Annotated in this window: 20 protein-coding genes; 14 read left to right on the top strand and 6 right to left on the bottom strand. The window is 67.9% G+C overall.

What is annotated here, in order from left to right; translation table 11 throughout:
* The first annotated feature begins 35 nt into the window (after positions 1-35).
* The 14 genes from coaE (at position 36) to ACFXOO_RS14395 (ending at position 17,964) form a co-directional block, all read left to right on the top strand.
* Complete coding sequence (gene coaE, locus ACFXOO_RS14460) at positions 36-656, top strand: dephospho-CoA kinase (protein ID WP_394563938.1); 621 nt, start codon at positions 36-38, stop codon at positions 654-656.
* A gap of 292 nt (positions 657-948) precedes the next feature.
* Entirely contained in the window at positions 949-3,030 is a 2,082-nt protein-coding gene (uvrB, locus tag ACFXOO_RS14455; protein ID WP_378840069.1) for an excinuclease ABC subunit UvrB, read from the top strand.
* A gap of 396 nt (positions 3,031-3,426) precedes the next feature.
* Positions 3,427-3,873, top strand: coding sequence for a MarR family winged helix-turn-helix transcriptional regulator (locus ACFXOO_RS14450; RefSeq protein WP_394563937.1), 447 nt, complete (start codon positions 3,427-3,429; stop codon positions 3,871-3,873).
* A 156-nt stretch (positions 3,874-4,029) separates the two neighbouring features.
* Complete coding sequence (locus ACFXOO_RS14445; RefSeq protein ID WP_394563936.1) at positions 4,030-6,336, top strand: 5'-nucleotidase C-terminal domain-containing protein; 2,307 nt, start codon at positions 4,030-4,032, stop codon at positions 6,334-6,336.
* Positions 6,337-6,484: 148 nt separating this feature from the next.
* Positions 6,485-9,373, top strand: a complete 2,889-nt coding sequence (gene uvrA / locus ACFXOO_RS14440; RefSeq protein ID WP_378840062.1) for an excinuclease ABC subunit UvrA — start codon at positions 6,485-6,487, stop codon at positions 9,371-9,373.
* Positions 9,374-9,375: 2 nt separating this feature from the next.
* Positions 9,376-11,343 carry an excinuclease ABC subunit UvrC gene (gene uvrC / locus ACFXOO_RS14435; RefSeq protein WP_378840060.1) on the top strand — a complete coding sequence of 656 codons (1,968 nt, stop codon included), beginning with the start codon at positions 9,376-9,378 and terminating at the stop codon, positions 11,341-11,343.
* A gap of 27 nt (positions 11,344-11,370) precedes the next feature.
* Complete coding sequence (gene rapZ, locus ACFXOO_RS14430) at positions 11,371-12,252, top strand: RNase adapter RapZ (protein ID WP_378840058.1); 882 nt, start codon at positions 11,371-11,373, stop codon at positions 12,250-12,252.
* A gap of 73 nt (positions 12,253-12,325) precedes the next feature.
* Positions 12,326-13,303, top strand: a complete 978-nt coding sequence (gene whiA / locus ACFXOO_RS14425; RefSeq protein ID WP_378840055.1) for a DNA-binding protein WhiA — start codon at positions 12,326-12,328, stop codon at positions 13,301-13,303.
* Positions 13,304-13,459: 156 nt separating this feature from the next.
* Positions 13,460-14,086, top strand: a complete 627-nt coding sequence (locus ACFXOO_RS14420; protein ID WP_378840052.1) for a superoxide dismutase — start codon at positions 13,460-13,462, stop codon at positions 14,084-14,086.
* Between the two features lie 102 nt (positions 14,087-14,188).
* Positions 14,189-15,199 carry a type I glyceraldehyde-3-phosphate dehydrogenase gene (gene gap / locus ACFXOO_RS14415; RefSeq protein ID WP_378840049.1) on the top strand — a complete coding sequence of 337 codons (1,011 nt, stop codon included), beginning with the start codon at positions 14,189-14,191 and terminating at the stop codon, positions 15,197-15,199.
* Between the two features lie 9 nt (positions 15,200-15,208).
* Entirely contained in the window at positions 15,209-16,423 is a 1,215-nt protein-coding gene (locus ACFXOO_RS14410) for a phosphoglycerate kinase (RefSeq protein WP_394563935.1), read from the top strand.
* Positions 16,420-17,226, top strand: a complete 807-nt coding sequence (tpiA, locus tag ACFXOO_RS14405; RefSeq protein WP_378840044.1) for a triose-phosphate isomerase — start codon at positions 16,420-16,422, stop codon at positions 17,224-17,226. The genes ACFXOO_RS14410 and tpiA overlap by 4 nt, the downstream gene beginning before the upstream one ends.
* A gap of 136 nt (positions 17,227-17,362) precedes the next feature.
* Entirely contained in the window at positions 17,363-17,611 is a 249-nt protein-coding gene (secG, locus tag ACFXOO_RS14400; RefSeq protein ID WP_378840042.1) for a preprotein translocase subunit SecG, read from the top strand.
* The gene (locus tag ACFXOO_RS14395; RefSeq protein WP_378840040.1) at positions 17,611-17,964 is read left to right on the top strand and encodes an RNA polymerase-binding protein RbpA; all 354 of its coding nucleotides are present in this window, start codon (positions 17,611-17,613) and stop codon (positions 17,962-17,964) included. Before secG ends, ACFXOO_RS14395 begins: the two co-directional genes overlap by 1 nt.
* A 67-nt stretch (positions 17,965-18,031) precedes the next feature.
* Here the strand turns inward: ACFXOO_RS14395 and pgl are convergent, their stop codons facing one another.
* From pgl to tkt, 6 genes are read right to left on the bottom strand one after another with little or no spacing between them, the layout of a single operon-like run.
* The gene (gene pgl / locus ACFXOO_RS14390) at positions 18,032-18,823 is read right to left on the bottom strand and encodes a 6-phosphogluconolactonase (protein ID WP_378840038.1); all 792 of its coding nucleotides are present in this window, start codon (positions 18,821-18,823) and stop codon (positions 18,032-18,034) included.
* Positions 18,816-19,769, bottom strand: a complete 954-nt coding sequence (locus tag ACFXOO_RS14385) for a glucose-6-phosphate dehydrogenase assembly protein OpcA (RefSeq protein ID WP_378840036.1) — start codon at positions 19,767-19,769, stop codon at positions 18,816-18,818. The genes pgl and ACFXOO_RS14385 overlap by 8 nt, the downstream gene beginning before the upstream one ends.
* A complete protein-coding gene (gene zwf / locus ACFXOO_RS14380) occupies positions 19,766-21,316 on the bottom strand; it encodes a glucose-6-phosphate dehydrogenase (protein WP_394563934.1) in 1,551 nt (516 codons plus the stop codon). The genes ACFXOO_RS14385 and zwf overlap by 4 nt, the downstream gene beginning before the upstream one ends.
* A gap of 2 nt (positions 21,317-21,318) precedes the next feature.
* Positions 21,319-22,941, bottom strand: a complete 1,623-nt coding sequence (locus ACFXOO_RS14375; protein WP_394563933.1) for a glucose-6-phosphate isomerase — start codon at positions 22,939-22,941, stop codon at positions 21,319-21,321.
* Positions 22,938-24,056: a transaldolase gene (gene tal / locus ACFXOO_RS14370; protein ID WP_378850179.1), complete on the bottom strand. Its 1,119-nt coding sequence runs from the start codon at positions 24,054-24,056 to the stop codon at positions 22,938-22,940. Before tal ends, ACFXOO_RS14375 begins: the two co-directional genes overlap by 4 nt.
* Positions 24,053-26,173 (bottom strand): transketolase, encoded by a 2,121-nt coding sequence (gene tkt, locus ACFXOO_RS14365; protein WP_394563932.1) that lies wholly within the window; start codon positions 26,171-26,173, stop codon positions 24,053-24,055. Before tkt ends, tal begins: the two co-directional genes overlap by 4 nt.
* Between the last annotated feature and the right edge of the window lie 80 nt (positions 26,174-26,253).

Here is a 26,253-nt window from a genome sequence, read left to right as displayed (position 1 = left end):
GATGAGGCGGCACCGCGCCGTGGCATCCTCGATGCATGCCCCTCATCGCCCTCACCGGAGGCATCGCGTCCGGCAAGTCGACCATCGCCGCACGTCTGGCCGAACTCGGCGCCGTGATCGTCGACGCGGACGCGATCGTGCGCGACGTGCAGCAGCCGGGCTCGCCGGTGCTCGCGGCGATCGCGGCGGAGTTCGGGAACGGGATGCTGCGTCCCGACGGCTCGCTCGATCGCGCGGCGCTGGGTGCAACCGTGTTCGCCGATCCGGCGAAGGTCGCCGCTCTGAACGCCATCGTCCACCCGGCCGTCCGCATCGAGTCGCAGCGGCGTTTCGACGACGCGCTCACCTCCGATCCCGCGAACATCGTGGTCTACGACGTGCCGCTGCTGGTCGAGGCGCGCGCGTATGACCCGTGGCAGCTCGTCATCGTGGCGCATGCACCGCGCGATGTGCGGCAGCGGAGACTGATCCAGGTGCGGGGTATGTCGGAAGCCGACGCGGCGGCCCGCATCGACGCGCAGATCTCCGACGAGGAGCGCCTGGCCTTCGCCGACGTCGTGATCGACACGGCAGGTGCCCTCTCCGACACGTACGCGCAGGTCGATGCGCTCTGGCAGGAGCTTCCCGAGCGCGTCGCCGCCCGGGCAGCCGACTGATCCGCCTCGACACGCGGGCCGACATCGGGGGGATATGCCTCCGACACGGCCTGTTCACACGCCGGGCGTAGCGTCGGACGCATGACGTGAGCACCACCGGCGGAGGGATCGCGCATGGCACCGCACGAACCTCGACGGCGTTCGTGGCCGGCGGTTCCCGACGACGGCGACTGGGACGACTTCGCCACCGGCGACTTCGAATCCGGCGAGGACGAATCGGTGTGAACACCCGCGAGATCAGCGCTGGGCGAACCCCGGCCGCGATGTCGGAACCCCCGCCTACGCTGGAATGATGCAGGCTACTCGTTCCGTCCGACCGTTCGAGGTCGTCAGCGACTACGTCCCCTCCGGTGACCAGCCGCAAGCCATCCGGGAGCTCGCCGGGAGGATCAACGCCGGCGAGACCGACGTCGTCCTGCTCGGAGCGACCGGTACCGGCAAATCGGCGACGACCGCCTGGCTCATCGAGCAGGTCCAGCGTCCGACGCTCGTCCTCGCGCACAACAAGACGCTCGCGGCCCAGTTGGCGAACGAATTCCGCGAGTTGATGCCGAACAATGCCGTGGAGTACTTCGTCTCCTACTACGACTACTACCAGCCCGAGGCGTACGTCCCGCAGACCGACACCTTCATCGAGAAGGACTCGTCGGTGAATGCCGAGGTCGAGCGTCTGCGGCATTCGACGACGAACTCGCTGCTGTCGCGGCGCGACGTCGTCGTCGTCTCCACCGTGTCGTGCATCTACGGGCTGGGCGCCCCCGAGGAGTATCTGCGGGCGATGGTGGCTCTGCAGGTGGGGGAGCGCTACGATCGCGACGCGCTCATCCGCAAGTTCATCTCGATGCAGTACAACCGCAACGACGTCGACTTCTCGCGCGGCAACTTCCGCGTGCGCGGCGACACGATCGAGATCATCCCGGTGTACGAGGAGTACGCGATCCGCATCGAGCTGTTCGGCGATGAGATCGAAGCGCTGTACATGCTGCACCCGCTGACGGGCGACGTGGTGCAGAAGATGGAGGCCGTGCCGATCTTCCCGGCCTCGCACTACGTCGCCGGCACCGACACGGTTCAGCGGGCGATCGGAACGATCGAGACCGAGCTCGAGTCCCGTCTGAAGGAGCTCGAGTCGCAGAACAAGCTGCTCGAGGCGCAACGCCTGCGGATGCGCACGACGTTCGATCTCGAGATGCTGCAGCAGCTGGGCTTCTGCTCGGGCATCGAGAACTACTCCCGGCACCTCGACGGGCGTGCGGCCGGCGAAGCGCCGCACTGCCTCCTGGACTTCTTCCCCGACGACTTCCTCGTCGTGATCGACGAATCGCACGCGACGGTCCCGCAGATCGGTGCCATGTACGAGGGTGACGCCTCGCGCAAGCGCACGCTCGTCGAGCACGGGTTCCGTCTGCCGAGCGCGATGGACAATCGGCCGCTGCGGTGGGATGAGTTCAAGAACCGGGTCGGACAGACCGTCTACCTCTCGGCCACACCGGGCCGTTACGAGATGGGCATCGCCGACGGCGTGGTCGAGCAGATCATCCGCCCGACCGGGCTGATCGATCCGCAGATCATCGTCAAGCCCTCCAAAGGCCAGATCGACGATCTGCTCGAGCAGATCCGCGTCCGGGTGGGTCGGGATGAGCGCGTTCTCGTCACGACCCTGACGAAGAAGATGGCAGAAGAGCTGACGGACTTCCTCGGCGAGCACGGCGTGCGGGTGCGTTATCTGCACTCGGACGTCGACACCCTTCGGCGTGTCGAGCTGCTCACCGAACTGCGCGCAGGGGTCTACGACGTCCTGGTCGGCATCAACCTGCTGCGCGAAGGCCTCGACCTCCCGGAGGTCTCCCTCGTCGCGATCCTCGATGCGGATAAAGAAGGGTTCCTGCGCAGCGGCACCTCGCTGATCCAGACCATCGGGCGCGCGGCGCGCAACGTGTCGGGCGAGGTGCACATGTACGCCGATAACATGACGGACTCGATGCGCAAAGCGATCGAAGAGACCGACCGTCGTCGAGACAAGCAGATCGCCTACAACCTCGAGCACGGCGTCGACCCGCAACCCCTGCGTAAGAAGATCGCCGACATCACGGAAGCCCTCGCGCGTGAGGGGGCCGACACTGCGGCGATGCTCGCATCGCGCGGCGGCCGCACCGGGTCGACGGGCAAGGGCAAGTCGCCCACTCCTCGGCTGCGTCGGGAGGGTATCGCCGCCGACGGGGCCAATCAGCTGGAAGCGACCATCGGCGACCTGAGCGGTCAGATGCTGGCGGCGGCGGGAGAGCTCAAGTTCGAGTTGGCCGCACGCCTGCGTGACGAGGTGCAGGATCTGAAGAAGGAGTTGCGGGCGATGGAGCGCGCGGGTCACGCCTGAGGCCTGTGACGTCCGGCGAGGGGCGTTGCGGGCGGGGCCGTGCTCGGAGCGGAATCACACGCAGGCGCAAGCGCTCGACGCCGCGGCGGTCAGGCGTGCGGCGAGGGTTCGGTCACGGGCAGTGCATGAGTGGTTTGGGCCCGCTCCGATCGAACGAGTGGAGAGACATCGCCGAGCCGCAGAGAGGGCAGGGTCGCTCCGAGCGCTCCGGCTCCGGGACGGTGTCATAGGGTCCGACCGCGGCCGGACCGGCCACGCGGATGAGCCTGGTGTTGAACCATGCGTACCACCCGCCCGCGGCCTTCGCCCGCTCGCGAAGAGTGGGTCGATCGCCGGGCTCGGCATCCATTCGTGTCATGATCATTAGTGTACTAACTGATGTCGAGGAGGGACGCGATGGCGACGACGACGGACGACCTGCTCAGGCTCGACAACCAGGTGTGCTTCGCGATCGTCACAGCGGCGCGCAACGTGGTCTCGCTGTACCGGCCCGTGCTGGAGCCTCTCGGCCTCACCCACCCGCAGTACCTCGTGATGCTCGCACTGTGGGAGAGCTCGCCGCGCTCGCTCGGGGAGCTGGCGGACGAGCTGGCGATGGAGCCCGCCACGCTCTCTCCGCTGGTCAAGCGACTCGAGACTCAAGGCAGGCTCACCCGCACCCGCCGGATCACCGACGAGCGGGTCCTCGATATCGCTCTGACGAGCGAGGGGCGCGAGCTGCGACGAGAAGCGCTCGCCGTGCCCGGGCAGATCATGGTGAAGACGGGAATGGATGCCGCCCAGCTCACGGCGCTGCGCGACGGGCTGGCGCCCTTCTCCGGACCTGCGGCGTCGCGTCACTGATGCGGCCGCCGTTCTTTACGCTTGCGTGAACTCTCTCTCACTTTCATAGGCATCCTCCCAGCCGAAACATACGCTCGAGTGATCACGGCTCCGCGCGGATCTCGACCGGTGCGCGGCCGTGCTCCGTCCCCATCGGCACAGCAAGAGGAAGCACACATGCGCTCTCGGTCTCCCCACGACCACTCCCGTCCCTCCCGCACCCGGCGTCGTCTCGCCGTCGGCGCCGGGCTCACCGTCGCCGCCGTCGGTGCAGCGCTGCTGACGGCTCCGGCCGCGCAGGCCGCCGACCCGGTCGCCATCAACCTCGTCACCGTCAACGACTTCCACGGACGCATCGAAGCGGCCGCCCCCGCCGGTGGCATCGCCGCGCTCGCGACGGCCGTGGACCAGATCCGCGCCAAGAACCCGAACACGGTGTTCGCCGCAGCCGGCGACATGATCGGCGCGTCGACCTTCACGTCCTTCATCCAGCAGGACAAGCCGACCATCGACACGCTGAACGCCGCCGGGCTGGATGTGAGTTCGGTCGGCAACCACGAGTTCGACAAGGGCTGGGCCGACCTGCGCGATCGCGTCCAGGGCCTCGCCGATTGGGAGTACCTGGCCTCGAACGTCTTCCTGAAGGGTACCGACACGCCGGCGCTTCCGGAGTACTGGACCACGACGTTCGACGGTGTCACGGTCGGGTTCGTCGGTGCGGTCACCAATGAGCTTCCCTCCCTCGTGAGCCCGGCCGGCATCGCCGACCTCGAAGTCCGTGACGTCACCGAGAACGTCAACCGGGTCGCGGACGAGCTGAGCGACGGGAACCCCGACAACGGCGAGGCCGACGTCGTCGTGCTCCTGGTGCATGAGGGCGCCTCGCAGCCGACCGTGGAGTCGGCGACCGACCCCGCCACGCCCTTCGGCAAGATCGTGAACGGTGTGGACGACAACGTCGACGCGATCGTCTCAGGGCACACGCATCTCGCCTACAACTTCGTCATCGACGACCGACCGGTCATCTCGTCGGGTCAGTACGGCGAGAAGTTCAGCGACATGGCGATCGAAGTCGATCCCGATTCGAAGCAGATCCTGTCGATGGTGAACACGACGTATTCGATGTACAGCGGCGCCGGCACCACCGCGTCACCGTACGTCGCGAACTACGCCCCCGATGCGGCCATCGCCGGAGCAGTGGCCGAATCGGTCGCCTACGCCAAGGTCGAAGGCTCGAAGAAGGTCGGTGACATCACGGCCGACTTCAACAGAGCGCTGCAGCCCGTGCCCGTGACCGCGCAGACCCCGACGGGCATCGGAGAAGCGCGCGGAGCGGAATCGACGCTCGGGAACTTCGTCGCCGACGTGCAGCTGTGGGCCACGCAGCGACAGGTTCCGGGCACCCAGATCGCTTTCATGAACCCGGGCGGACTCCGTCAGGACATCAAGTACGCGGGCACCTCCGACACCGATCCCGCCGGGAATGTGACGTTCGCCGAGGCCGCCGCCGTGCAGCCCTTCGCGAACACTCTCGTGACGATGTCGCTCACCGGTGACCAGATCCGCCAGGTGCTCGAGCAGCAGTGGCAGCCGGCCGGTGCGTCGCGCCCGTTCCTCAAGCTCGGCGTGTCGAAGGACCTGACCTACACGGTCGATTACACCGCGGCAGCGGGCTCCCGCGTGCAGAACCTCGCGCTCGCAGGTGCCGCGCTCGACCCGTCGGCCGCCTACACCGTTGTCGTCAACTCATTCCTCGCCGCGGGCGGAGACAACTTCACCGTGCTGGCGCAGGGGACGAGCAAGGCGGACACCGGTCAGATCGATCTGCAGGGGATGGTCGACTGGTTCGCCGCGAACAAGACCGCCACGCCCGATCTCGCTCAGCGTTCGATCGGTGTGACGCTCTCCGCGCCGGGCGCAAGCGGCTACACGACGGGATCGACGATCGATCTGACCCTGTCGTCGCTCGACTTCACGACGACCGAGACCCCCGCGGCCACGGTCGATGTGGCGATCGGCGGCATCGCCGTGGGTTCGGCCGCCGTCGACCGCAGCCTGGTGGCCGTGACCGACGAGGCCGGTCGGGCGACGCTGTCCGTCACCGTTCCGGCCGGAGTGAGCGGCACGGTGCCGCTCACGATCACGACGGCCACGGGGACATCGTTCGAGGTCCCGATCCAGGTCGTCGAGCCGGTGAAGTCGACCACGTTCGGCTGGCCCAGCAAGATCATCGCCAAGAAGGGCTCGGCCGTCGCCTACACGGCGATCGTCCTCGCCGGCGGCGTCGTGCCCACGGGCACCGTGAACATCCTCGACGGCTCGAAGGTCATCGCCACAGCGACGCTGACCGAGACCGACAACGGCCGGGTCACGGTCACCCTTCCGTCGCTCGCCCGCGGCCTGCACAAACTGTCGGCGCAGTTCGTCGGCAGCGACACGGTGAAGACGTCGACGAGCTTCTGGCTGCCGCTGATCGTCTGGTGACGCACACCCGATGAACGACGGATGCCGCGGGGCTCAGCCCCGCGGCATCCGTGTTCCCGGCCGTCTCCCCGACACGCCCGGAAGCCGGCGACGTCCGCCACCAGCGAAGCCCGTGCCCGGTGTCGGAGGCCCCGCCTAGACTTGACCGGTGCCCATCGTTCCTGTCGCCGCGCCCGGAAAACTCAGTGTTCGTGGTGCCCGCGTGCACAATCTCAAGAACATCGATCTCGACATCCCGCGCGATTCCCTCGTCGTCTTCACGGGTCTGTCGGGGTCCGGTAAGTCGAGCCTCGCGTTCGACACGATCTTCGCCGAAGGGCAGCGGCGGTACGTCGAGTCCTTGAGCGCGTACGCCCGCCAATTCCTCGGTCAGGTCGATCGCCCCGATGTGGATTTCATCGAAGGGCTGAGCCCTGCGGTCAGCATCGACCAGAAGTCGACCAACCGCAATCCGCGTTCTACGGTGGGCACGATCACCGAGATCCACGACTACATGCGTCTCCTGTGGGCACGCATCGGCGTGCCGCACTGCCCGGTCTGCGGCGAGGTCATCCAGCGCCAGACGGTGCAGCAGATCGCCGACCAGCTCATCGAACTGCCCGAGAAGACCCGGTACCAGATCGTCGCGCCGGTGGTGACGCAGAAGAAGGGCGAGTTCGTCGACCTCTTCCGCGAGCTCGGCGCGAAGGGGTATGCCCGAGCAGTGGTCGACGGCGAGCTCATCCAGCTGGCGGAGCCTCCGACGCTCAAGAAGAGCTACAAGCACGACATCGCCGTCGTGGTGGACCGGCTCGTCGCGAGTCCTGACATCCTGAGCCGCATCACGGACTCCGTCGAGACCGCGCTCGGCCTGGCTGACGGCATCATGCAGATCAACTTCGTCGACGAAGAGGGCGATGCCGCGTGGCAGAACTTCTCCGAGAAGCTCGCCTGCCCGAACGGACACCCGCTGCAGCTGACCGAGATCGAGCCACGGACCTTCTCCTTCAATGCGCCGTTCGGCGCGTGCCCGACGTGCTCGGGACTCGGAACCCGGATGTCGGTCGACGTCGATCTGATGCTCGCCGATGACGAGCTCTCGATCCGCGACGGCGTGCTCATCCCCTGGACCACACAGGGAAAGGGCCTGTTCCAGTACTACGAGCGCCTGCTCGAGGGACTCGCGCGCGACCTGAACTTCTCGCTGGACACGCCCTGGCGCGATCTGCGTGTCGACGTGCAGGAGGCGGTGCTGCGCGGCGAGGACTACAAGGTCACGGTCAAATGGAAGAACCGCTACGGCCGCGAGATGCGCTACGCCTCCGGGTTCGAGGGCGTGGTGCCGTACATCGAGCGCCAGTACGCGCAAGCCGAGTCCGACAATCAGCGGCAGCGCTGGTCGGAGTATCTGCGTGAGGTGCCGTGCGCGGTCTGCAACGGCGACCGACTCAAGCCGGAGGTGCTGGCCGTTCAGGTGCACGGGCACTCGATCGCGGATGCCTCGCGCCTGAGCCTCTCGGACGCGCAGGCCTTCTTCGCCGACCTGGAGTTGACTCCCCGCGAGGCGAAGATCGCCGCGCAGGTGCTTCGCGAGATCCGGCTGCGATTGGACTTCCTCATCCAGGTCGGTCTCAACTACCTCAACCTCTCTCGCTCCGCCGGCTCGCTCTCGGGCGGCGAGGCGCAGCGGATCCGCCTGGCGACGCAGATCGGCTCCGGGCTCACCGGGGTGCTTTACGTCTTGGACGAACCGTCCATCGGATTGCACCAGCGCGACAACCGCAGACTGATCGAGACGCTGCTGACCCTGCGCGACCTCGGCAACACGCTCATCGTCGTCGAGCACGACGAAGAGACGATCCACGCATCGGATTGGGTCGTCGACATCGGACCTCGCGCGGGAGTGAACGGCGGCAACGTCGTGCACTCCGGGCCGCTCGCATCGCTCCTCACCGAGCGCGAGTCCATCACGGCCGATTACCTCACGGGTCGACGCGAGATCCCGACGCCGAAGAAGCGACGCCGCATCGACAAGACCCGCAAGATCTCGGTCGTCGGTGCCCGCGAGAACAACCTCCGGAACGTCTCGGTCGATTTCCCCCTGGGCGTCCTCACGGCCGTCACCGGCGTCAGCGGCTCGGGCAAGTCCTCTCTGGTGAACGACATCCTGTACGAAGTGCTGGCGGGCCGGCTCAACGGCGCCCGTCGCGTGCCCGGCAAGCACACCCGCGTCACCGGCACCGACGAACTCGACAAGGTCGTGCACGTCGATCAAGGGCCGATCGGTCGCACGCCGCGGTCGAACCCCGCCACCTACACGGGGGTGTTCGACCGCATCCGCACCCTCTTCAGCGAAACGCCCGAGGCCAAGGTGCGCGGCTACCAGCCCGGGCGCTTCAGCTTCAACGTGAAGGGCGGTCGCTGCGAAGCGTGCTCGGGTGACGGCACGATCAAGATCGAGATGAACTTCCTGCCCGACGTGTACGTCGACTGCGAGGTCTGCCACGGCAAGCGCTACAACCGGGACACGCTCGCCGTGCACTACAAGGGCAAGAACATCGCCGAGGTCCTCGAGATGCCGATCGAGGAGGCTGCGGCGTTCTTCGAGCCGATCCAGGCGATCCACCGCTACCTCAAGACCCTCGTCGATGTCGGGCTCGGGTACGTCCGGCTCGGGCAGTCCGCGACGACGCTGTCCGGTGGTGAGGCGCAGCGGGTGAAGCTGGCCACCGAACTGCAGCGTCGCAGCAACGGGCGGAGCATCTACGTGCTCGACGAGCCGACGACCGGCCTCCACTTCGAGGACGTCGCGCGCCTGCTGGAAGTGCTCAACGGTCTGGTCGACAAGGGCAACACGGTGATCGTCATCGAGCACAACCTCGACGTGATCAAATCCGCGGACTGGCTCATCGACCTCGGACCCGAGGGCGGCGCCGGCGGGGGAGAGATCCTGGCGGTCGGCACACCCGAGCACCTTGCGCGCGTCGAGGGCAGCTACACCGGTGCGTTCCTGGCCGAAGTGCTGGGCGATGCTCGGGTGGCCCGCAAGGCGGGCTGACCGTGGCACCGTCTCAGCGGGTGTCGCAGCTCTCCTACCGCCCGAAGCCCGGTGAGATCCCGACCAACCCGGGCGTGTACCGCTTCCGTGACGCCGACGGCCGCGTGCTCTACGTGGGCAAGGCGAAGAACCTGCGGGCGCGGCTGTCGAACTACTTCGCTCCGCTGCGGTCGCTGCACGAGCGCACCCGTCGCATGGTCACGACCGCGGCGTCGGTGGAGTGGACCGTCGTTCCCAGCGACGTCGATTCGCTCCAGCTCGAGTACATGTGGATCAAGGAGTTCGATCCGCCGTTCAACGTGCGCTACCGCGACGACAAGTCCTATCCGTTCATGGGCATCACCCTCGGCGACGAGGCGCCGCGGGTGATCGTCACCCGCAATCGACGCATCCCCGGAGCGAAGTACTTCGGGCCCTACCCGAAGGTCTGGGCGGTCCACGACACGATCGACCTGCTCATCAAGGTGTTCCCGATCCGCACGTGCAGCGACGCGTCGTACAAGAAGGCGATGCAGACCGGACGGCCCTGCTTTCCCGGGCAGATCGGTCGCTGCGGCGGCCCGTGCTCGATGAAGGTCACGATCGAGGAGCACCGCGCGATCGTCGACGACTTCGTGGCATTCATGTCGGGCGGCGATCAACGGTTCACCAAGGCCCTGACGGCACGCATGCGCGAAGCATCCGCCGCCATGGACTATGAAGCCGCAGCGCTGTACCGAGACAGGCTGCAGGCGATCGACGCCGTCCTCAAGCGCAGCGCGCTGGTGCTCTCGGAAGACACGGATGCCGACCTCTTCGGTATCGCCGAAGACGAGCTGGCGGCCACGGTGCAGCACTTCGTGATCCGCGGGGGCAGGGTGCGCGGTGTGCGCGCGACCACCATCGAGAAGGAGCTCGACATCTCGGGTGCCGACCTCGTCGACCAGGTGCTGCAGCGCACGTACGGCGATGCGCGCCCCGAGGACATTCCGCGGCAGGTGCTGGTGCCGTCCCTGCCCGAAGACGCGGCCGACCTCGAGCAGTGGCTGCGCGACCGTCGCGAGCGACCGGTGACGATCCAGATCGCTCAACGGGGTCGCAAGGCCGAGCTGATGAAGACCGCGACGCTCAACGCCCAGCAGGCCCTCATGCTGCACAAGACACGGCGGACGAGTGATTACGTTGCCCGGTCGCAGGCACTCACGGATCTGCAGCAGGCGCTGGGCCTGGAGGAGGCGCCGCTGCGCATCGAGTGCTACGACGTGTCGCACCTGGGCGGGACGAACGTCGTGGCCTCGATGGTCGTGTTCGAGGACGGGCTGCCGCGCAAGGATCAGTACCGCTCGTTCACCATTCCTGAGACCACCGACGACACCGACTCCATTCACCAGGTGCTCACACGTCGCCTGGCCTACGTGGACCGCCCGGATGAGCAGGACGACCCGCTCTCCGGTGTGCCCGCTCCCTCGTCCTCCGGGTCGGGGGAGTCGGACCCCACGGACGCGGGCGACGGGGAGGAAGCTCCGGTGGTGACGTCCCGCAAGCGCCCGCGTTTCGCCTACCGCCCGCAGCTGCTGGTCGTGGACGGCGGCAAGCCCCAAGTGGAGGCCGCCGCTCGTGCCCTCGCGGATGCCGGCCACTCCGAGATCGCCCTCTGCGGCATCGCCAAGCGTCTGGAGGAGGTGTGGCTGCCGGGCGAGGACTTCCCGGTGATCCTGCCGCGCACGAGCGAGGCGCTCTACCTCCTGCAGCGTCTGCGCGACGAAGCGCATCGCTTCGCCATCACCCACCAGCGCAAACGCCGGCGACGGGACATCTCCAGCGTGCTGGAGGAGGTGCCGGGCCTGGGCGCGGCACGTATCAAGGCACTGCTGCGCCACTTCGGCTCGGTGACCGCGCTCAAAGAGGCCACGCCGGACGAGATCGCCCAGCTGCCCGGCATCGGTCCGAAGCTGGCCGAATCGATTCATGCGCATCTCACGACTGGGTAGGCTGGGACGAGACAACCGGGGGTGGTCATGACGGACGCGGCGCGGCAGGAGCCGGGCGAGGTGCTGATCGTGACCGGCATGTCGGGAGCGGGCAGGTCGACGGCCGCGAACGCGCTCGAGGACCTCGGGTGGTACGTGGTCGACAACCTCCCGCCGCAGATGCTCAAGCCGCTGCTGGAGCTGACGGAACTCGCCGGGGGCGCCCTGCCCCGTGTCGCCGTGGTCGTAGACGTGCGCGGCCGCGAGCTGTTCGCCGACCTCCCGGCGATCACGCACGCCCTGCGCGACAACCGTCAGCTCCGCGTCATGTTCCTGGATGCCTCCGACGAAGTGCTCGTGCGTCGTTTCGAGGCGGTGAGGCGTCCCCATCCCCTCCAGGGGGAGGGCACGATCCTCGACGGCATCCGTCGGGAGCGGGCACGGCTCGCGGCCGTGCGCGAGAGCGCCGACGTCATCCTCGACACGTCGAGCTTCAACATCCATCAGCTGTCGACGCAGGTGATCGGTCTCTTCTCCGCGGAGGGTTCCGCGCGGCACACCCTCACGCTCATGAGCTTCGGCTTCAAGTACGGGCTCCCGCCCGACGCGGATCTCGTGGCCGACATGCGGTTCCTCCCGAACCCCTTCTGGAGCGAAGAGCTGCGGGCCCTGAACGGGCAGGACGAGCCGGTGCGCGATTTCGTGCTCGCGCAGGAAGGCGCGCAGGAATTCGTCGACGCCTATGTGGCGGCGCTCACGCCTGTCCTGGCCGGTTACCAGCGCGAGAACAAGCGGCACTCGGTCGTCGCCGTGGGCTGCACCGGGGGCAAGCACCGATCCGTCGTCGTCGCCCTCGAACTGGCGTCGCGGCTGGCCGCGCTGCCCGGCGTCGCGGTTCGCGTCACACACCGGGACCTCGGCCGCGAGTAGGCTGGACCCTCGTTCCCCGCCCCGCTTCGTTCCCGACGCGGTGCGCCGACACGAAGAGATTTCGAGGATTACCGTGCCGCTGACCGCCGATGTGAAAGCCGAGCTGATCTCCGTACGCGACCCGCGGCCCAGTGCCCGCGTCGCCGAGCTGACCTGCTTGCTGCGCTTCTCCGGCGGTCTGCACTCGATCGCGAACCGCGTCGCCGTGGAGGCTGAGCTCGACTCCGATCTTCTCGCCCGGCGGGTCGCCCGCGATCTCATGGAGATCTACGGCGTCCGCCCCGAGCTCGTGCACGTGCAGGGCTCAGGTGGCCGCACCGGAAGTCACTACGCCGTCCGCGTGATCGAGGGCGGCGAGACGCTGGCCCGCCAGACGGGCCTGCTCGATCAGCGCCGCCGTCCCGTGCGCGGCCTGCCGAACAAGCTCACGACCGGGTCGCGCGGAGACCTCGCGGCGCTCTGGCGCGGCGCATTCCTGGCGTCGGGTTCGCTCAGCGAGCCGGGTCGATCGGCAGCGCTCGAGATCGCCTGCCCGTCGGGGGAAGCCGCCATGGCGCTCGTCGGCGCGGCGCACCGACTGGGCATTCCCGCCAAGGCTCGAGAGGTGCGCGGGATGCCGCGGGTCGTCGTGCGCGACGGTGAGGCCATTCGGGCCACCCTGGCCGAGATGGGCGCGAAGCGCACAGCCGCCGAGTGGGATCAGCTGCGTCAGCGCCGCGAAGTGCGCGCGGGCGTCAACCGCCTCGTGAACTTCGACGATGCGAACCTGCGCCGTTCGGCCCAGGCGGCCGTCGCGGCGTGCGCCCGCGTGGAGCGCGCGCTGGAGATCCTCGGCGACGACGTCCCCGATCACCTGAAGGAGGCCGGGGACCTGCGTCTGGCGCACCGCGATGCCAGCCTCGACGAGCTCGGCCACCACGCCGACCCCCCGCTGACGAAGGACGCCGTCGCCGGGCGCATCCGTCGCCTCCTCGCGATGGCGGACAAGAAGGCCGAACAGGACGGCATCCCCGACACCGAGTCGGCCGTTCCCGTCGGCGCGGAAGACTGACCGCATCCCTCTCAGGGACTCTCGCCGAAGCTCGCGATATACCCGCCTGCCGGTGGGAAGCAACCCACTGCGTCGCGCGTTGCCGCTCATTAGGATGAAGACGTCACCCTCGCTGCGTCGGGGTTCTCCACGCAGCGCCGACTGGAAGAAGAGAACATGGCGAAGTACACACTGCCCGACCTCCCGTACGACTACGCAGCGCTCGAGCCGCACATCAGCGGCAAGATCATGCAGCTGCACCACGACAAGCACCACCAGGCGTACGTCACCGCCGCCAACACGGCCCTCGAGCAGATGGCCGAGGCCCGCGACAAGGGCGAACTGGGCAACATCAACAAGCTCGAGAAGGACCTCGCCTTCAACCTCGGCGGGCACGTCAACCACTCCATCTTCTGGACGAACCTCTCACCGGACGGCGGCGGCCGGCCCGAAGGCGAGCTGTCGGCGGCGATCGACGAGTTCTTCGGGTCGTTCGACAAGTTCCAGGCTCACTTCACCGCGGCGGCGACCGGCATCCAGGGCTCCGGGTGGGCTGTTCTGAGCTGGGACACGATCGGCGAGCAGCTCATCATCCAGCAGCTCTTCGACCAGCAGAGCAACACCGCGCAGGGCACGATCCCGGTGTTCCAGCTCGACATGTGGGAGCACGCCTTCTACCTCGATTACCTCAATGTGAAGGCCGACTACGTCAAGGCCGTCTGGAACATTGCGAACTGGCAAAATGTGGCGCAACGCCTCGATGCCGCCCGTGAGAAGACTGCAGGTCTCCTGGTACTGTCATAAACGGTGCGGGTGTCCCGGTGGGGCCTCCTGCCGGGACACCGCTGTCCGAGGTCTGAATCGCTATAACTGCGCGCGAGCGCTCGACACATCAGGAGAATTTCCGTGGCTGTCAAGATCGGAATCAACGGCTTCGGCCGCATCGGACGCAACTACCTGCGAGCCGCGCTCGCGCAGGGTGCAGATCTCGAGATCGTGGCGGTGAACGACCTCACCGACAACAAGACCCTCGCGCACCTGCTCAAGTACGACTCGGTCGGCGGCCCGCTGTCTGAAGAGGTCTCCTACGACGAGGACTCGATCACCGTCGGCGGTCACAAGATCAAGGTGTTCGCGGAGCGCGACCCCGCGAACCTGCCCTGGGGCGAACTCGGAGCCGACATCGTCATCGAGTCGACGGGTCGCTTCACGAAAGCGGAAGACGCCAGGAAGCACATCGCGGGCGGTGCCAAGAAGGTCCTCATCTCGGCCCCCGCGACCGGTGACGACGCCACGATCGTCATGGGCGTGAACGAAGAGACCTACAACCCCGAGACCGACGTCATCATCTCGAACGCGTCGTGCACGACGAACTGCCTCGCGCCGCTCGCGAAGGTGTTCAACGACGAGTTCGGCATCGAGCGCGGATTCATGATGACCGCCCACGCGTACACGGCCGACCAGAACCTCCAGGACGGTCCGCACAGCGATCTGCGGCGCGCCCGTGCCGCTGCCATCAATATCGTCCCGGCCTCGACCGGCGCGGCGAAGGCCATCGGCCTGGTCATCCCCGAACTGCAGGGCAAGCTCAGCGGGTCGTCCTACCGCGTGCCCGTCCCCACCGGCTCGATCGTCGACCTCACGATCGTCACCCCCACCGAGGGACTGACGGTCGAGAAGATCAACGCGGCGTACAAGACGGCCGCTGCCGAGGGACGTCTCGCCGGATACCTCGAGTACACCGCCGACCCGATCGTGTCCAGCGACATCCAGCTCAACCCGCACTCGTCCGTCTTCGACTCGGAGCTGACCAACGTCAGCGGCAACCTCGTGAAGGTGTCGGCGTGGTACGACAACGAGTGGGGCTACTCGAACCGACTCGTTGACCTGACCGAGTACGTGGCTGAGCGCCTCTAGGCGATCATCATGGCTCTGCGCACCCTCGATTCGCTGGGGTCGCTCGCAGGCAAGCGCGTCGTCGTCCGTTGCGACCTCAACGTCCCCTTGCGGGACGGGGTCATCACGGACGACGGGCGCGTGCGTGCGTCGCTTCCCACTCTGAACGCCCTCATCAACCAGGGCGCCCGCCTCGTCGTCTGCTCGCACCTGGGTCGCCCCGACGGCGAACCCAATCCGGAATACAGCCTCGAGCCGGTCGCCCAGCGGCTGTCCGAGCTGCTCGGCTCCCCGGTGGCGTTCGCCCGCGACACCGTGGGGGAGTCCGCCCAGGAGGCCGTTGCCGCTCTCGAGGACGGCGGCGTGGCGGTCATCGAGAACCTGAGGTTCAATCCCGGTGAAACGTCGAAGGACGCGGGGGAGCGCACGGAGTTCGCCGAGCAGCTCGCGACGCTGGGCGACGCTCTCGTCTCGGACGGCTTCGGTGTCGTGCACCGCAAGCAGGCGAGCGTCTACGAATTGGCCGAGATCCTCCCGTCGGCTGCGGGCCTGCTGATCGCGACCGAGCTCGACGTCCTCGACCGCCTCACCGAGAAACCCGAGCGCCCGTACACGGTCGTCCTCGGCGGATCGAAGGTCAGCGACAAGCTCGGGGTCATCTCGCACCTGCTTCCGCGCGTCGACCGTCTCCTGGTCGGCGGCGGCATGTTGTTCACGTTCCTCGCCGCCGCCGGCCACAAGGTCGGCGCGAGCCTCCTCGAGGTCGACCAGCTCGACATCGTCAAGGGCTACATCGACGAGGCCCGGGAGCGCGGCGTGGAGCTGGTGCTGCCGACCGACGTCGTCGTCGCAGCGAGCTTCAGCGCCGACGCCGACCATGTCGTGACGGCGGCCGACGCCATCGAGGAGACGCCGTTCGGAGCATCCGGACTCGGTCTGGACATCGGCCCCGACACGGCCGCTGCGTTCGCCGAGGCGATCCGGGGCAGCAGGACGGTGTTCTGGAACGGCCCGATGGGCGTCTTCGAGCTCGCGCCGTTCGCGGCGGGAACGAAGGCGGTCGCGCAGGCGCTCACCGAGGTCGATGGCCTCAGCGTGGTGGGTGGCGGTGACTCCGCCGCGGCCGTGCGCCAGCTGGGATTCACCGATGACCAGTTCGGCCACATCTCCACGGGCGGGGGCGCCAGCCTCGAGTTCCTCGAAGGCAAGAAGCTCCCCGGACTGGAGGTCCTCGGATGGTCGTGACAGATCCCACGGGCGCGCCGCGTGCGCGCACCCCGTTCATCGCAGGCAACTGGAAGATGAACCTCGACCACCTGCAGGCGGTCGCCACGGTGCAGAAGCTGCACTGGACGTTGAAGGACGCGAAGCACGAGGACGGATCGGTCGAGGTGGGCATCTTCCCGCCGTTCACCGATCTGCGCACCGTGCAGACGCTGCTGGACGCCGACAAGATCCCGTTCTCGCTCGGTGCGCAGGACCTGTCGACGAAGGACTCCGGTGCCTACACGGGGGAGATCTCCGGACAGTTCCTGGCGAAGCTCGACTGCGGCTACGTCATCATCGGCCACTCGGAGCGCCGCGAATACCACGCCGAATCCGACGAGGTCGTGGCGGCGAAGGTCCAGGCGGCTCTGCGGCACGCACTGGTGCCGGTGATCTGCGTCGGCGAGACGGCGGAGGACCTCGACAGATTCGGGGCGAGCGCCGTGCCGGTCGGACAGCTGGAGGTGGCGCTGGAAGGCGTTCCGGCCGACGCCGACATCGTGGTGGCGTACGAACCGGTGTGGGCGATCGGCTCCGGCCAGGCGGCCACCCCCGAGCAGGCGCAGGATGTCTGCGCCAAGCTGCGCAGCGTGATCGGCGAGAAGCTCGGAGCGGATGCCGCGGCCCGCACCCGCGTGCTCTACGGCGGTTCGGTCAAGTCGGGGAACATCGCGAGCTACATGCGCGAACCCGACGTCGACGGCGCCCTCGTGGGCGGCGCGAGCCTGGTCGTCGACGAGTTCGCCGCGATCATCCGGTTCCAGAAGCACGTCGGCGTCTGAACGCCGAGACAGGTCCGGTCACCGCGGTGCGGGACCGGACCTGTCTCGTCGGTGGGCTCTGCACGGCGTCGGGGCCCGACCCGTATACTTGACCCCTGTGCGATCCGCACGATCGCGGCGAAAGGCTTCAACGACTGTGGACATCCTCCAGTTCGTCCTGCAGGTTCTGCTCGGTATCACGAGCCTCCTGCTGACGCTCCTCATCCTTCTGCACAAGGGTCGCGGTGGCGGCCTCTCCGACATGTTCGGCGGTGGCATGTCCTCGGCGATGGGCTCCTCCGGGCTCGCCGAGCGCAATCTCAACCGGTTCACGGTGGTGCTCGCCCTGGCGTGGTTCGTGTCGATCGTCGCCCTCGGGCTCATCACGAAGTTCCAGGGCATCTGATGGCCACGGGAGGCAACGCCATCCGCGGCACGCGCGTCGGTGCCGGACCCATGGGCGAGCAGGACCACGGCTTCCACGCCGATCGCGTGGCGATCTCTTACTGGGATGCCCTCGGCAATGAGACGGTCCGCTACTTCGCGGCCGGCATCACCGAGGAGGAGATCCCCGAGACGATCGACTCCCCGCACTCCGGACTGCCGGCCGGACGCGACAAGGCGAACCCGCCGGCCCTGTCGAAGTCCGAGCCCTACAAGACGCACCTCGCCTACGTGAAGGAGCGCCGCACCGAGGAAGAGGCTGAAACCCTCCTCGACGACGCCCTGCAGCAGCTCCGCGAACGACGGGGTCAGTAGCCGATACGACGGTGGAATGCGAAGAGCGGATGCCAGGTGGCATCCGCTCTTCGCATTCTCCGGACGGTCAGTACTCGCCGTCGATGAGTTCAGGTGGCACCTGGGCGGCCGCCGCCTGGTCGACGAACAGGATCGTCCGCTTGCGGCCCTTGGCTCCGGCTGCGGGCACGCTGCGATAGTTCGCCCCGGCGAGGGCGAGACCGAGCGCGGATGCCTTGTCGGCGCCCGCCATGACCATCCAGACGCGCTGCGACGAATTGATCACCGGACGCGTGAACGAGATGCGCTCGGGGGGTGGCTTCGGGGAGTCGCGCACGGCGACGACCGCTTCGTCGACGATGCCGATCTCGGCGCGATCGGGGAACAGTGAGGCGATGTGCCCGTCCGGTCCCACTCCGAGGAAGCAGATGTCGAACGAGGGCCACGCGCCCGTCTCGGAGCGGTCGGCGGGTGCGAATTGCGCCAGCTCGTCGGCGTAGGCGACGGCGGCCGCGTCCAGATCGAGGTGGCCGTCGCTGGAGGCCATCGCGTGGATGTTCGCGGCCGGGATGTCGAGGGAGTCCAGGAACGCGTCGCGTGCCTGCTTCTCGTTGCGGTCGGGATCATCGCGACCGACGAACCGCTCATCGCTCCACCAGAAGTGCACGCGCGACCAATCGATCTTGGCGCACTTCTTGCTCGCGGAGGCGGCACGAAGCACGGCGATGCCGCTCGTCCCCCCGGTCAGCGAGATGTGCACGGTGTCGCCGGCCTGCACGCCCTTCGAGACGCGCTGGAGGAAACGAGCTGCGACGGATTCCGCCAGGTGCGCAGGATCAGGACTGATCACCACGCGCTTCTCGACGTTGTACTCAGCCATCGGACTCCCGGCTCAGAGGCGGACCCAGAAGCTCCCAGCCCTCGGTGATCACTCGACCATACAGGACGTCCGGATCGAGGCGGCGGAGCTCCTCGGCCAGGCATTCCCGGAGCGTGCGACGCGGGAGGACGAGGTCGTGGTCGGGCTGCCCGCCCTGGTGGAGGCAGGCGATCGAGGCCGATGAGCGCTCGAGGACGACGTCCGATGACGCACGGGTCAGGCGCACGGAGCGGATGCCGTCGCGCCATTCCTCTTCGGGGAGGTACTCCCACTCGACCGGCACGTCCAGCATCAGACGCAGCCAGGCCGCGAGAAGAGCCGTCGACGGCGACGTGCTCGCGCCGCTGACGCTGACCCCCGTGACCGCCTCGTACGGCGGCTGGTCGAGCACGGCCGCGAGCTGCTCGCGCCAGTGCGTGAGGCGCGTCCATGCGAGATCGGTGTCTCCGGGGGCGTGATGCTCCCCGAGGTCGCTCAGACGGTGCGCGTCGTACGGGCGGGTCGAGGCATCCGTGATCCTTCGCTGGGCGATCTTGCCGAGCGGCGAGGTGGACGGTGTCGTCGGCGGGTGGTCCGGCCACCACACCACGACCGGCGCATCCGGCAGGAGCAGGCCGGTGACGAGGCTCTCCTCGTTGGAGGCCGCGGCGCCGGACGCATTCAGCACGATGACCTCGCTCGCCCCGGCGTCACCGCCGACGCGGATCTGCGCGTCGAGACGCGAGGGCGCATCCGGGTCGTCGTTGATCATGAGGACGATCACCCGCATCGGGTGCTCTCGGGACGCGTCGTTGGCGGCCTCGATCACGGCCTCCTCGCGGCCCTGGCGCGTGGCGATCATCAGGGTGAGAACGCGTCCGAGAGCGACGACGCCGCCTTCTTCGCGCACGCTGACCAGCGCACGGCTGATCTTGCTGACATTCGTATCGGGCAGATCGACGATCACGGGCGCCTCCAGACGCGTCCATCGCGGGCGAGGAGCTCGTCCGCGGAGTCGGGGCCCCACGAGCCCGGCGAGTACTGGTCGAGCGCGCCGCCCTGGGCCGCCCAGAAGTCCTCGATCGGGTCGAGGATCTTCCAGCTGAGCTCGACCTCCTCGTGGCGGGGGAAGAGCGGGGGATCGCCGAGCAGCACATCGAGGATGAGCCGCTCGTAGGCCTCGGGGCTGGCTTCGGTGAAAGCGTGGCCGTAGCCGAAGTCCATCGTGACGTCGCGCACCTCGGTGCCCGCGCCGGGGACCTTGGAGCCGAAGCGGATCGTGATGCCCTCGTCGGGCTGGACCCTGATGACCAGCGCGTTCTGGCCGAGCTCGGACGTCTGGTTGCGCGTGAACAGGTGCTGCGGAGCACGCTTGAAGACCACCGCGATCTCGGTGACCCGGCGGCCGAGCCGCTTGCCGGTGCGGAGATAGAAGGGCACGCCGGACCAGCGGCGCGTGTTCACCTCGAGCTTGACGGCGGCGTACGTCTCGGTCGTCGATTCGGGATTCATCCCGTCTTCTTCGAGGAACCCGGTGACGTGCTCGCCGCCCTGCCACCCGCCCGCGTACTGCCCGCGCGCGGTGGACTGGGAGAGGTCCGCCGGAAGCGTGACGGCCGCGAGCACCTTCTCCTTCTCGGCGCGCAGGTCTTTGGCCTGGAAGGTGATGGGCTCCTCCATCGCGGTGAGGGCCATCAGCTGGAGCAGATGATTCTGGATGACATCGCGTGCCGCTCCGATGCCGTCGTAGTACCCGGCACGGCCGCCCACGCCGATGTCCTCGGCCATGGTGATCTGCACGTGATCGACGTAGTTGCGGTTCCAGATCGGCTCGAACAGCTCGTTCGCGAAGCGGAGCGCCAGGATGTTCTGCACCGTCTCCTTGCCGAGGTAGTGGTCGATGCGGAAGATCGAGTCGGCGGGGAAGGCAGAGCGCAGAGCGTCGTTGAGCGCCCGCGCGGAGGCCAGATCGTGACCGAACGGCTTCTCGATGACCACGCGGCGCCAGCGGTCGGGTTCGTCGGCGGTGTCGTCCACCAGCCCCGAAGCCTTCAGTTGCTTCGCGACGAGCGGGAAGTCCTTCGGCGGGATCGAGAGGTAGTAGGCGTGGTTTCCCATGGAGCCGCGTTCGACATCGAGCTTCTCGACCGTCTCGCGCAGCTTGGCGAACGATTCCTCGTTGTCGAATTCACCGGAGACGAAGCGGATGCCCTCGAGCAGCTGCTTCCAGGTCTCCTCGCGGTACTCGGTGCGCGCGTGCTGCTTGACGGCCTCGTGCACGACGTCGGCGAAGTCCTCGTCCTCCCAGTCGCGGCGGGCGAACCCCACGAGTGCGAAACCGGGCGGCAGCAGACCGCGATTGGCCAGGTCGTACACCGCGGGCATGAGCTTCTTGCGCGACAGGTCGCCGGTGACGCCGAAGATGACCAGCGCACTCGGCCCGGCGATGCGGTTGAGCCGGCGATCGTCGGGGGTGCGGAGCGGGTTGTGGCCGCGGGTGATGTCGATGACCATGTCTACTGCGCCGCCTCGAAAAGTGTCAGTACTTCGATCTGTGGATCCGTCAGGGTCAGCGTGACGACCGGTCGGCCGTGCTGCTCGGCGAGCACCCCGGCGTCTCCGGCGGCCTGCGCCTCGATCAGCTGGCCGAAGGTGAACGGACGGCCGGGAATCTCCAGATCGACGTCGGTGCGCTCGAGGATCTGGAGGAACACGCCCGTAGCCGGACCTCCCTTGTGGAACTGCCCGGTGGAGTGCAGGAACCGCGGTCCCCAGCCGAAGGTCGTGGGCCGGCCGGAGTCGGCGGCGACGAGCTCGCGCAGCCCCTGCAGCCGGTCCACGCGCAGACGATCGACATACGCCTGGACACTGACGTAGCCGTCGGCGGGGATCCGCGCCCAGAGTGCGTCGAGCACGCCCGCGATCGTGCCGGAGGCTGCGAGTGCGGGATCGGAGGTGCGGACCTCGACGCCGTCCGCGACGAAGGCCGGTGCAGAACGTTCGGGGCGTGCGTCGAGCAGACCTCGGGTGGCGACCTTCGCCGATTCGACATCGGGCTGATCGAACGGATCGATCCCCAGCATCCGTCCGGCGATCGCGGTCGCGTATTCCCACACGATGAACTGCGCGCCGAGAGAGCCGCTGATCAGCACCTCGCCGTGATGGTGCTCGCGGAAGTGGAACTGATTCGCCTCGTCGACCAGACGCACGATCTGCAGATCTTCGGGCAGGGAGTCCAGTTCGGGCGAGACGGGCAGAAGCACGACCGGAAGGATGCCGGTGCCGTTCTTGCCCGTCGACTCGGCGACGAGCTGTTCGATCCAGTCGGGGAGTCCGACGATGTGGGTTCCGTCGGTGATCAGTCCGAGCTTGTCGCGCCGGGGCTCACCGCCCGCGATCGCTGCGGCCAGCACCAGGGCGGGATTCTCGGGACTGTCGATCGCGACCTCGAGGAGCGTGGCCTCGGCCTCGTCGAGCAGTTCGGAGATGTCCACGCCCGCGAGGCCGCTGGGCACGAGACCGAACGCCGTGAGCGCCGAATAGCGCCCGCCCACGGTCGGGTCGGCGTTGAACACACGGTATCCGTCCGCTCTGGCGGTCTCGTCGAGCGGTGAGCCGGGATCGGTGACGACGACGATCCGCTCGAGCGGATCGATGCCGAGGTCTCGGAAAGCCGCCTCGAACGCCCGCTTCGCGGAGTCCGTCTCGACGGTCGAGCCCGACTTCGAGGAGACGACGAGGACGGTCTGCTCGAGTCCGCCCGACTCGCTGTCGCCGTCGATCGCCGCGAGGACCTGACCGGGGGAGGTCGTGTCCAGGATGACCAGCGGAACACCGGCCGTCTGCGCGATGACCTCGGGAGCGAGTGAGGAGCCCCCCATTCCGGCGAGCACGACGCGCGTGACGCCGGCGGTCACGTACTGAGCGCGGAGCGCATCGATCTCGGGCACCAGCGGGCGCGAGACGCTCACCGCCTCGACCCAGCCCAGACGGTGGGCTGCCCCCGCCTCGGCGGCGGCTCCCCACAGTGACGAGTCCTGCGCCGTGATGCCTGATGCGACCAGATCGGCGATCAGCGCCGGGAGGGTCTGGTCGACGACCGACTTGACCCGCCCGGTGAGGTGGATGTCAAAGCTCAACGTGCGGCCTCGGAGGCGTCCTTCAACGCGGCCGCCGTCGTCTCCTGCAGATCGTGCCAGGAAGCGATGAACTTTTCGACGCCCTCGTCCTCGAGCACCTGCGTGACATCGGCGATGTCGATGCCGACGGCGGCGAGACCGTCGATGACGGCGTGCGCGTCCGCGTAGTTGACCGTGATCGTGTCACCGGTGATGACGCCGTGATCGAACGTCGCCTGAAGGGTCTTCTCGGGCATCGTGTTCACGGTCCCCTCCGCGACGAGCTCCGTCACGTACAGGGTGTCCGGAAGTGCGGGATCCTTGACGCCCGTCGATGCCCACAGCGGACGCTGCGGGTTGGCGCCCAGCGCCTGAAGGTCGGTAGCGCGTTCCTCGGCGAACTTCTGCTCGTAGAGCTCATAGGCCAGGCGCGCGTTGGCGATGCCGGCCTTGGACAGCAGCGCGGTCGCCTCGTCCGTGCCGATGGCCTTGAGGCGCTTGTCGACCTCCGTGTCGACGCGCGACACGAAGAACGATGCGACGGAGTGGATGCCGGCCAGGTCGATGCCCGCGTCCCGCGCCCGCTCCAGCCCGGCGAGGTACGCATCGATCACGTCGTTGTACCTCTCGAGGCTGAAGATCAGCGTGACGTTGACGCTGATGCCCGCTGCGATGGTCTCGGTGATGGCCGGGAGGCCCGCCTTCGTGGCGGGGATCTTGATGAGCACGTTCGGGCGATCGACGGCCTTGTGCAGCTCTGCGGCCTGAGCCGTCGTCGCATCGGTGTCGTGGGCGAGGTCGGGGGAGACCTCGATCGACACGCGCCCGTCCACGCCGTTCGTCGCGTCATAGATCGGACGGAAGATGTCGCACGCGCTGCGGACATCGGTGGTCGTCAGGGAGAAGATCGTGTCGTCGGCGCTCGCCCCCTTCGCCGCCTGGGCGGAGATCGCCTCTTCGTAGCCGATGCCGGCCGAGATCGCACCCTGGAAGATCGTCGGGTTGGTGGTGACCCCGACGACGTTACGGGTGTCGATGAGCTCCTGCAGGTTGCCGGACGTGATGCGCGACCGCGACAGGTCGTCGAGCCAGATGCTCACGCCTGCGGCGGAAAGGTCTGCGGTGGGGGTGCTCATGCGTTCTCCTCGGAGTTGCTCGTGCCGGCGGCGGCGATGCTCTCGCGCGCCGCCGCGATGACGGCTTCGGTCGTGATGCCGAATTTCTGGAAAAGGGTCTTGTAGTCGGCAGAGGCGCCGAAGTGCTCGATCGAGATCGAGCGGCCGGCGTCGCCGACGATGTCACGCCAGGTGAGCGCGATCCCGGCCTCGACCGAGACTCGAGCCTTCACGGCGGCGGGAAGCACCGACTCCCGGTAGGCGGCATCCTGCTCGTCGAACCACTCGAGCGAGGGCACCGAGACGACCCGGGCGTTCACGCCTTCACCGGCCAGGGTCTCGCGCGCATCGACGGCCAGCTGCACTTCGGAGCCCGTCGCGATGAGGATCACGTCGGGCGTTCCGCCCGGCGCCTCGGCCAGCACGTAGGCGCCCTTGACGGCGAGGTCGGCCGAGGCGAACGTGTCGTCGGTCGCCTCGCCCTTGCCCCGGGCGAACACCGGGATGTTCTGACGGGTCAGCGCGAGACCGGCGGGTCCGGCGTTGCGGCGCAGGAGTTCGAGCCAGACGACCGCGGTCTCGTTCGCGTCCGCGGGGCGGACGACGGCGAAGTTCGGGATCGCCCGGAGCGTCGCGAGCTGCTCGATCGGCTGGTGGGTGGGACCGTCCTCGCCGAGGGCGACCGAGTCGTGCGTCCACACGAACAGCGACGGGATGTTCATGAGCGCTGCGAGACGCACGGGCGGGCGCATGTAGTCGGAGAAGATCAGGAACGTACCGCCGAACGGCCGTGTCGGGCCGTGCAGCTTGATGCCGTTGATGATGGCGCCCATGGCGTGCTCGCGGATGCCGAAGTGCAGCACGCGACCGTAGGGGCTGCCCGTCCACTCGTGGGTGGACCATTCCGCCGGGATGAACGACTTCGCGTCCTTGATCGTCGTGAGGTTGGATTCCGCGAGGTCCGCCGATCCGCCCCAGAGCTCGGGCAGTTCCGCAGCGAGCGCGTTGATGACCGTTCCGGATGCCGCGCGGGTCGACACGTCCTTCCCCGCCTCGAACACGGGAAGCGCATCGGCGATGCCCTCCGGGAGCTCGCCGGCGTAGAGGCGATCGAACAGGGCCTTGGCCTCGGGGTTGGCGTCTGCCCAGGCATCGAACCCGACCTGCCACTCGGCGTGCTCGGCTGCTCCGCGTTCGACGAGTTCGCGGGTGTGCGCGAGCACGTCGTCGGCGACGACGAAGGACTTCTCCGGGTCGAACCCGAGGACCTCCTTGGTCGCCTTCAGCTCGTCGCCGCCGAGGGCGGAGCCGTGGATCTTGCCGGAGTTCTGCTTTCCGGGGGAGGGCCAGCCGATGATCGTCTTCAGGATGATGATCGACGGCTTCGCGGTCTCGCCCTTCGCGGCGTCGATCGCCGCGTTCAGCTCGGCGACGTCCTCGACGTACTGGCCCGTCTTCTTCCAGTCGACCGTCTGCACGTGCCAGCCGTACGCCTCGTAGCGCTTCGCGACGTCTTCGGTGAAGGCGACGTTCGTGTCGTCCTCGATCGAGATCTGATTGGAGTCGTAGATCGCGATCAGGTTGCCGAGCTCCTGGTGACCGGCGAGGGAGGATGCCTCGGAGGTGACACCCTCCTGCAGGTCGCCGTCACCCGCGATGACGTAGACGAAGTGGTCGAACGGTGACGTTCCGGCCGCAGCATCCGGATCGAAGAGTCCGCGCTCGTACCGTGCGGCGTACGCGAACCCGACGGCCGACGCCAGACCCTGACCGAGCGGACCCGTGGTGATCTCGACACCCTTCGTGTGCCCGTACTCCGGGTGGCCCGGAGTCAGCGAGCCCCACGTGCGCAGCTCTTCGAGATCTTTCAGCTCGAGACCGAACCCACCCAGGTAGAGCTGGATGTACTGGGTGAGCGACGAGTGCCCGACCGAGAGGACGAAGCGGTCGCGCCCCACCCAGTGCGTGTCCGACGGGTCGTGCCGCATCACCCGCTGATAGAGGAGGTACGCGGCGGGCGCGAGGCTCATCGCCGTGCCGGGGTGGCCGTTGCCGACCTTCTCCACTGCATCCGCTGCCAGAACACGAACCGTGTCCACGGAGCGCCGATCGATTTCATCCCACTGCAGAGCCGACACCCGGCCGCCTTTCTCGAGGAAGCGCCCAGACCAGCCCGTCCGCAGCTGACATCCGTGAGGAGAAAGGGGGGAACGGCGCA

The sequence above is a fragment of the Microbacterium sp. P03 genome, from assembly GCF_043556235.1.
Classification (GTDB): domain Bacteria; phylum Actinomycetota; class Actinomycetes; order Actinomycetales; family Microbacteriaceae; genus Microbacterium.
Note: the sequence above shows the minus strand (reverse complement) of the source record. Positions and strands in the feature narration are given on the sequence as shown.

What these genes read in the sequence shown, in the direction of transcription:
- rapZ (WP_378840058.1), top strand. Translation starts at nt 11,371, where the DNA reads ATGACGGACGCGGCGCGGCAGGAGCCGGGCGAGGTGCTGATCGTGACC.
- ACFXOO_RS14420 (WP_378840052.1), top strand. Translation starts at nt 13,460, where the DNA reads ATGGCGAAGTACACACTGCCCGACCTCCCGTACGACTACGCAGCGCTC.
- ACFXOO_RS14395 (WP_378840040.1), top strand. Translation starts at nt 17,611, where the DNA reads ATGGCCACGGGAGGCAACGCCATCCGCGGCACGCGCGTCGGTGCCGGA.
- tal (WP_378850179.1), bottom strand. Translation starts at nt 24,056, where the DNA reads ATGAGCACCCCCACCGCAGACCTTTCCGCCGCAGGCGTGAGCATCTGG.
- ACFXOO_RS14450 (WP_394563937.1), top strand. Translation starts at nt 3,427, where the DNA reads ATGGCGACGACGACGGACGACCTGCTCAGGCTCGACAACCAGGTGTGC.
- ACFXOO_RS14445 (WP_394563936.1), top strand. Translation starts at nt 4,030, where the DNA reads ATGCGCTCTCGGTCTCCCCACGACCACTCCCGTCCCTCCCGCACCCGG.
- pgl (WP_378840038.1), bottom strand. Translation starts at nt 18,823, where the DNA reads ATGGCTGAGTACAACGTCGAGAAGCGCGTGGTGATCAGTCCTGATCCT.
- zwf (WP_394563934.1), bottom strand. Translation starts at nt 21,316, where the DNA reads ATGGTCATCGACATCACCCGCGGCCACAACCCGCTCCGCACCCCCGAC.
- coaE (WP_394563938.1), top strand. Translation starts at nt 36, where the DNA reads ATGCCCCTCATCGCCCTCACCGGAGGCATCGCGTCCGGCAAGTCGACC.
- ACFXOO_RS14410 (WP_394563935.1), top strand. Translation starts at nt 15,209, where the DNA reads ATGGCTCTGCGCACCCTCGATTCGCTGGGGTCGCTCGCAGGCAAGCGC.
- uvrB (WP_378840069.1), top strand. Translation starts at nt 949, where the DNA reads ATGCAGGCTACTCGTTCCGTCCGACCGTTCGAGGTCGTCAGCGACTAC.